Source organism: Parasynechococcus sp. (assembly GCF_042954245.1).
Taxonomy (GTDB): Bacteria; Cyanobacteriota; Cyanobacteriia; order PCC-6307; family Cyanobiaceae; genus Parasynechococcus.
Window position 1 is genome coordinate 1 of the sequence record NZ_JBGKDP010000048.1, and the last position, 5311, is coordinate 5311.

The window sequence follows — 5311 nt, forward strand, 5'->3', positions numbered from 1 at the left end:
CGGCCCCGTAATGCGCCAGGCACGCGATCTGTATGGCGACAAAGAAGGCCATCACGCCACGCCCAGCGAAATCGCTGTCACCCTCGCCGTGGAGCCGAGCCTGCAGAGCAAGCAGCGACCGCTGCCCGACCCCGCACCGGCAGGTCCCATTCATGGACCGGACGACTTCCGTCGCCGTCATCCCGATGGACGCATGGGGTCCCACCCCTCTTTGGCCACCGCCCAGCATGGTGACGCCTTGCTCGAGACAGCCGCCATCGCGTTGAGCGAGGATCTGCGCACGTTCCTCGGTGAGTCATGAGCCAGATTTCCAGCGACGACGTCCGCAAGGTGGCCCATCTCGCCCGCCTTGATCTACCCGAGGACAAGATTGCGACCTACACCGGTCAGCTCGAGTCCATCCTCGAGTACGTGGGTCAGCTCCAGCAGGTGGACACAGAAGGCGTTCCCGAAACCACCCGAGCCGTGGAGGTGACCAACGTCACCCGGGCCGATGGAGTGCAATCGACCCCAGTTCGGGAGGACATCCTCAACCAGGCACCCCAAAGGGAAGGTGACTTCTTCCGGGTTCCGAAAATCTTGGCCGACTGAACGCGACTCAGCGGGACACTGAACGCTTGGGCTCGGTTTTGATCGCGATGCGGTCAACAAAACCGAGCCAGTGGCGGCGCAGCCCCCGTCCGGGCATGAAACGGGCTGCACGCCTCATCTTTCCGCTACAGCGCTTGTGGCTGCGCACTCCCACAAGGACGTCGTAGAGGAAGTTGTACCCATCCCGGCGGGTCTCAAAAATGCCCAACCGTTGGGGAGATCCCTTGGAGTCGAGCAGAGGCTTGGTGGCCTCATAGGCCGGTTTGTATTCGAACCAGGGAATGGATGGCCAGAGGTGATGAACCAGGTGATAGTTCTGCCCCATGATCAGCCAGTTCATCAGCCTGCCTGGGTAAATCCGAGCATTCGTCCAGCGGTTGCGGGAGGTGAATGGCCGATGCGGGAGGTAGTCGAAGAACAAACCCAGAGTCACGCCCACCATCAAGGCAGGGGCAAACCAGCAGTTGAAGATGAACGGCAAGAAGTCAAAGCGTGCCGCCGCTAGGACAATCACTACAAAAATGGTGCGCTCCAGCCCCCACTGCATCAACTCCCAGCGGCGCCACAGGCGCCGCTGAAAGAAAAACCACTCGTGATAGAAAAATCTCGGGGCGATCAACCAGAGCGGACCGAACGTACTGACAATGTGGTCCGGGTCATTCTTAGGGTCATTCACATGGGCGTGATGCTCAAGATGCACCCGCGTGAACACGGGAAAGCTGAACCCGAGCAACAGCGCGGAGCCATGGCCCATGGCCTGATTGATCCAACGGTTGGGATTGGCCGCGTTATGGCAGGCGTCATGAATCACCGTCCCTTCCAGATGCAACGCCAAAAAGCCCGTGCACAGCAGCACCGGCAGGGGCAAAGCCGCCACAAACCAACCCCAGATGGTCAGAGCCGCCAGGGCATAACCACCAAGGAAGAGCCCGACGGTGGGGTTCCAGAAGGCCGGCGGGTCAACGAATTCGCGCGGAACCGAGCGGCAGCCCACACCAACCGGACGAGGCTGCTGTTGTTGAGCAGTGCTCTGGTGCATCCGGAGGTCAGGCAACAAGTTTGTAACGATCCCAAACCATGGTAGAGAAAGGAATGCCCACCGGGGGACTTGAACCCCCACGACCAAAGCCACTGGTGCCTAAAACCAGCGCGTCTACCAATTCCGCCAGGTGGGCAACGCCCTGACTTTAGAGATCGCACCAGAATGGGAGCAGACCGCCACACCACGGATGCTTGCGACCCTCAGCGGCGATCTCTGCCTCCTGCTCGGCTTAACACTCCTGCTGCTTCCCCTTCTGGCCGTTGAACTCAGCCGCCCCCGCGATGGTGTTTGGGGCGCGGTGGTGTTGCTGCTGGGTCTCGTTCTTGTCACCAGCACGGACCGGCTGCGGGGAGCGCCGATGCTGGCGGTTCTCTGCGCCGGCCTGTTGATCGCACGCCTGGGCTCCGAGGTCGGACAGGCCCGCTGGAACAGCCTCAGCGAAACCGAGCAGCAGCGGTTCACCTCGCTCGATCATTGGCGCACCAGCCTTCAACAACTTTTGATTACCACAGGCCGGGTGGGCGAAGGCATCAGCGGCATCGCCAAACAACTCAAACCGCCCGGAAAATCAGGGGTTGCGGGCAAAAAATGGGTGCGTCCCGAGTCCCCTGAAATCAGTGACACAAGCGACACCACATCAGCCGAAGCAGCCGAGGTCACATCTCCAGAGGGCGAAGACTGATAATCCCGAGGCCAGAGCAGGGACCCCGTGAGCAAGGAGACGCGCGACGCCGCCGCTGAAGAACGTCCGTCCTACAAACACACGCTCAACCTGCTGCAGACGGGATTCGGCATGCGCGCCAATGCCGTTCAACGTGAACCTGAACTGCAGGCCTTCTGGAAGGACAAGGGCATCGACTGTGAACTGGGCCTGAACAACAGCGGCCCAATCTTTACCCTCCATGACGGCCCGCCTTATGCCAACGGCGCTCTGCACATGGGGCATGCCCTCAACAAGGTGTTGAAGGATGTCATTAACAAATATCAGGTGCTGAACGGTCGGCGGGTGCGCTACGTGCCGGGCTGGGACTGCCACGGCCTGCCGATCGAGCTCAAGGTGCTGCAGTCGATGGATCAGGAGCAGCGCAAGGCGCTGACACCAATCAAGCTGCGCAAAAAAGCTGCCACCTACGCCCGCAAACAGGTGGATGGCCAGATGAAAGGCTTCCAGCGCTGGGGCATCTGGGCAGACTGGAAGCAGCCCTATTTGACCCTGCAAAAGGAGTACGAATCGGCTCAGATTCGCGTGTTCGGCGAGATGGTGCTCAAGGGGCACATCTACCGGGGTCTGAAACCGGTGCACTGGAGCCCGAGTTCACGCACAGCCTTGGCCGAAGCCGAACTGGAGTATCCCGACGGTCACACCAGTCCCAGCGTCTACGCCGCCTTCCCAGCCGTGGAGCTGCCGGCAGCGCTGCGAAATGCACTCAAGGCAGAGGGCCTGGACCTGCCTACCGAGACGGACGCCCTTGGGCAGGCCCTGCAGGTGGCGATCTGGACCACCACCCCCTGGACGTTGCCTGCCAACCTGGCGGTGTCGGTGAATGAACGGCTCGATTACGCCCTAGCCGACGACGGCGAAGGCCGACTGCTGCTGGTGGCTGCCGATCTGATCGAGACGCTGAGCAGCACCGTGGCGCGCCCGCTGAGCCGGCGCGCCACGGTGAAGGGCGCCCTGCTCTCCGGTCTGACGTACCGCCACCCGCTCCTGGATCGCACCAGTCCGGTGGTGATCGGGGGCGATTACATCACCACAGAATCGGGCACAGGCCTCGTGCACACCGCACCTGGTCACGGCGTCGACGACTTCCACACCGGCCAGAAGAACGGCCTGACGGTGCTCTGCCCTGTGGACGAAGCCGGCAACCTCACCGATGAAGCCGGGCCGTTCGCGGGCCTGAATGTGCTCAAGGATGCCAACCCAAAAATCATCGAGGCGCTGGAGTCTGCCGGGGCCCTGCTCAAGCAGGAGGCCTATGGCCACCGCTACCCCTACGACTGGCGCACCAAGAAACCCACCATCTTCCGAGCCACTGAACAGTGGTTCGCCTCCGTGGAAGGGTTCCGTCAACAGGCCCTTGATGCAATCGCCGCAGTGGAGTGGACCCCTGCGTCCGGTCGCAACCGGATCGAATCGATGGTCAAGGAGCGGGGTGACTGGTGCATCTCCCGTCAACGCACCTGGGGGGTGCCGATCCCCGTCTTTTATCACTGCAGCAACGGCGAGGTGCTGCTGAACGCCGACACCCTTGATCACATCCAAGCGTTGATCGCCGAGCACAGTGCCGACGTCTGGTGGGAGAAAGACGAAGTGGATCTGCTGCCGCCCGCCTACGCCGAGCAGGCCGACCAGTGGCGCAAGGGCACCGACACCATGGATGTGTGGTTCGACTCCGGCTCAAGCTGGGCTGCCGTCGCCAGCCAGCGGGATAACCTGCGCTATCCCGCCGACCTGTACCTGGAAGGGTCCGACCAGCACCGCGGCTGGTTCCAGAGTTCACTGCTCACCTCGGTCGCCGTGAATGGCCACGCCCCCTACAAGCGGGTGCTCACCCATGGCTTCGCCTTGGATGAGAAGGGCCGAAAGATGAGCAAATCCCTCGGCAATGTGATCGACCCGATAGTAATCATAGAGGGGGGTAAGAACCAGAAACAGGAACCGCCCTACGGCGCCGATGTGCTGCGGCTCTGGGTGAGCTCGGTGGATTACTCCGCCGATGTGCCGATCGGGGCCGGGATTCTGCGCCAGCTGGCTGATGTGTACCGCAAGGTGCGCAACACCAGCCGCTATCTGCTGGGCAACCTGCACGACTTCAATCCGGCAATCGACGCGATCCCCATTACGGAACTGCCACTGCTGGACCGCTGGATGCTGCAGCGCACCGCCGAGGTGATGGACGACATCACAGAAGCCTTCGAAAGATTCGAGTTCTTCCGCTTCTTCCAGCTGCTGCAGAACTTCTGCATCACCGATCTGTCGAACTTTTACCTCGACATCGCCAAGGACAGGCTCTACGTGAGCGCCCCCCAGGACCAGCGCCGGCGCGGCTGCCAGACCGTGATGGCCCTGATCATCGAACGCCTGGCCGGACTGATCGCTCCGGTGTTGTGCCACATGGCCGAAGACATCTGGCAGAACTTGCCTTACCCCGTGGAGGAGACCTCGGTCTTCCACCGCGGCTGGCCGACGGTTCCAGCCGAGTGGCGTGATGCTGCTCTGAGCGCATCGGTTCAAGAGCTGCGGGAGCTCCGCGCCGCCGTCAACAAAGTACTGGAAGACTGCCGCGGCCGTCAGGAACTCGGCGCATCGCTGGAGGCAGCCGTGCGGATTAACGCCCGCCGTCCGGAACTCCAGGCCGCTCTCTCCTGGCTGAGTGAGACGGGGGATGTCGAGGTGGACGGTCTGCGGGACTGGCTGCTGGTCTCACAACTGCAGATTGGCGGCGAGCCCTGGGCCGAATTGCTGGCCAGCCAGGACGACGAGCTCGCTTCGATCGAGGTGAGCCGAGCGCGGGGAACCAAATGCGAGCGCTGCTGGCACTACGAGGGGGATGTGGGTCAGCACCCAGACCACCCCCACATCTGCGGTCGCTGTGTTGGCGTTCTGGAACGCCGCAGTCACCAGTTGGCCTGAGCCAGGAGGTCGTTGGGCGGCATCGGTCCCGCCAGCACAACCTC

Annotated in this window: 5 protein-coding genes and 1 tRNA gene; 4 read left to right on the plus strand and 2 right to left on the minus strand. The window is 62.3% G+C overall.

Translation table 11 applies throughout. The annotated features are described in order from the left end of the window. Together ACGVJ8_RS02185 and gatC are read left to right on the plus strand one after the other, a co-directional pair. Positions 1–301: creatininase family protein (locus tag ACGVJ8_RS02185; RefSeq protein ID WP_392345279.1), on the plus strand; the 301-nt coding region annotated here is incomplete at its 5' end. After that, a complete protein-coding gene (gatC, locus tag ACGVJ8_RS02190; protein ID WP_392345280.1) occupies positions 298–591 on the plus strand; it encodes an Asp-tRNA(Asn)/Glu-tRNA(Gln) amidotransferase subunit GatC in 294 nt (97 codons plus the stop codon). The genes ACGVJ8_RS02185 and gatC, both read left to right, overlap by 4 nt. A gap of 7 nt (positions 592–598) precedes the next feature. Here gatC and crtR read toward each other — a convergent pair whose 3' ends face one another. Together crtR and ACGVJ8_RS02200 are read right to left on the minus strand one after the other, a co-directional pair. After that, on the minus strand, positions 599–1630 hold the full coding sequence (crtR, locus tag ACGVJ8_RS02195; RefSeq protein ID WP_392345283.1) for a beta-carotene hydroxylase: 1032 nt from the start codon (positions 1628–1630) through the stop codon (positions 599–601). Between the two features lie 54 nt (positions 1631–1684). Beyond that, a tRNA-Leu gene (locus ACGVJ8_RS02200) sits at positions 1685–1766 on the minus strand. Here ACGVJ8_RS02200 and ACGVJ8_RS02205 point away from each other — a divergent pair. Then, on the plus strand, positions 1761–2315 hold the full coding sequence (locus tag ACGVJ8_RS02205; protein ID WP_392345281.1) for a Ycf66 family protein: 555 nt from the start codon (positions 1761–1763) through the stop codon (positions 2313–2315). The genes ACGVJ8_RS02200 and ACGVJ8_RS02205 overlap by 6 nt on opposite strands. A gap of 27 nt (positions 2316–2342) precedes the next feature. After that, positions 2343–5267, plus strand: coding sequence for an isoleucine--tRNA ligase (gene ileS, locus ACGVJ8_RS02210; protein WP_392345282.1), 2925 nt, complete (start codon positions 2343–2345; stop codon positions 5265–5267). Positions 5268–5311: the final 44 nt, after the last annotated feature.

Excerpts from the sequence above, each read along its gene's own strand:
- crtR (WP_392345283.1), bottom strand. The coding sequence starts at position 1,630 with ATGCACCAGAGCACTGCTCAACAACAGCAGCCTCGTCCGGTTGGTGTG.
- gatC (WP_392345280.1), top strand. The coding sequence starts at position 298 with ATGAGCCAGATTTCCAGCGACGACGTCCGCAAGGTGGCCCATCTCGCC.